The organism is Glycomyces dulcitolivorans (assembly GCF_003265355.1).
Lineage (GTDB): Bacteria > Actinomycetota > Actinomycetes > Mycobacteriales > Micromonosporaceae > Glycomyces > Glycomyces dulcitolivorans.
The window spans coordinates 1-1496 of sequence record NZ_QFRW01000129.1 but is presented as its reverse complement, the minus strand read 5'-3'; the positions used below and the strand labels follow the sequence as shown (position 1 = coordinate 1496).

Annotated in this window: 1 protein-coding gene; it reads right to left on the bottom strand. The window is 75.2% G+C overall.

Annotated elements, in window-relative coordinates:
* Positions 1-1422: CDP-alcohol phosphatidyltransferase family protein (locus DI269_RS13050; protein WP_112136565.1), on the bottom strand; the 1422-nt coding region annotated here is incomplete at its 3' end.
* Positions 1423-1496 lie beyond the last annotated feature (74 nt).

The following is a 1496-nucleotide window of genomic DNA, read 5'->3' as shown; positions in this document are numbered from 1 at the left end:
GTCGTCGCGGTGGGCGGCCCGGTCGGGGCGGCGCAGGGCCGCGGTGCGGGCGGCGAGGGACCGGAGCGTGCGGCCCGCGGTCGTGTACCCGAGGGCGAGGAGCTGCCAGCACAGGAGCGCGGCGAGCGCGACCTGCGGCCCGAAGGCGACGGCGGCGACGGCCAGGAGCAGCCAGCGCTCGCCGACGGGGGCGACGATGGTCCGCTTGGCCCAGTACAGGACCGAGCGGTGGGCGCCCATGACCTGCTCGGAGGCGGAGCCGAGGCGTTCGCCGAGGTGCGCGGCGCGGCCCGAGGGCGGCGCGGACTCGCGTTTGCGGGCCTGGCGGACCACGGCGGTGTCGAGGAGGACCGCGTACCAGGTGTCGGCGGTGTGCCGGACGGTCTGGGTCGCCATGGCACTGATGGCGAGTCCCCACGCGGCGGGCGCGGGGGCCCCGCCGGCGACGGCGCCGGCGGCGAGGCCGGCGTAGATGAGGAACTCCTTCGAGCGGTCGGCCATCATGTCGAGCCAGCCGCCGAAGGACGAGAAGTTCTGGGTGTAGCGGGCCAGCTGGCCGTCGACGCAGTCGAAGACGAAGCTGAAGTACATGAGGGCCGCGGCCGCGGCGTACCACCACGACCATCCGGTGGCGAAGATCGCGGCGGCGCCGACGGCGAGCGTGATCGACACCCACGTGATCGGGGTGGGGGTCCAGCCGAGGCGCGCCGAGAGCTTCACGAGCTTGGGCGACCAGGTGGAGACGGCGTACGTGGCGAAGAAGTCGTCGTCGTGCTTGACGGCGTTCTTGAGGCGCCACGCGTCCATGTCGACGGCTTCGAACGCGGCGATGACCTCGCGGGCCTCGTCACTGCTGCCGACCTGGCGGTGTTCGAGGCCGCCGGTGCGGTAGGCGTTGACGGGGACGGCGCGGGCGTGCAAAGCGGCGAGGACGCCCTCGAAGGCGTCCCCCTGGCTCCGGCGCGGCCAGTGCCGCTCAAGTCTGGCGAGGTGCGCCGCGGAGACCTTCGCGAGGCCGCCGAGGCGCGTCGGGCCGGGCCCGGGCCCGGTGACGAGGCCGCGTTCGACCTGCACGGGGGCCGCGGACGGGTCGTCGGAGCCGACGAGGACGCCGGAGCGGCGCGAGGAGTCGGAGAGGACGGCGGCGACGGTGGTCTGGGAGGCGACGAGGTCGGCGCACGCCACGTACAGCGGGCCGTCCTGCGCGAACGCGATCTCGCCGAGGTGGGCGAGGTCCGAGTCGGCGTCGGCCGAGAGGACCTGGGTCGCTTTGACGGGCCGGTCGGTGCCGGGCCTGGTGAGGACGGTGACGTCGTCGACCCCGGCTTCGCGGATCTGCGCGATGAGCCGGTCGAGGACCGTGCGGTCCTCCTCGATCTCGACGAAGCCGCCCGGGGCCGGCAGGATGACGGCTCGGCTCACGCGCCCGCCTCGGCCGCTCCCGCGGCGAGGACGGGGGCGGGGTTCGCGGCGGCGGCCGCTTCGGCTGCCGCGGC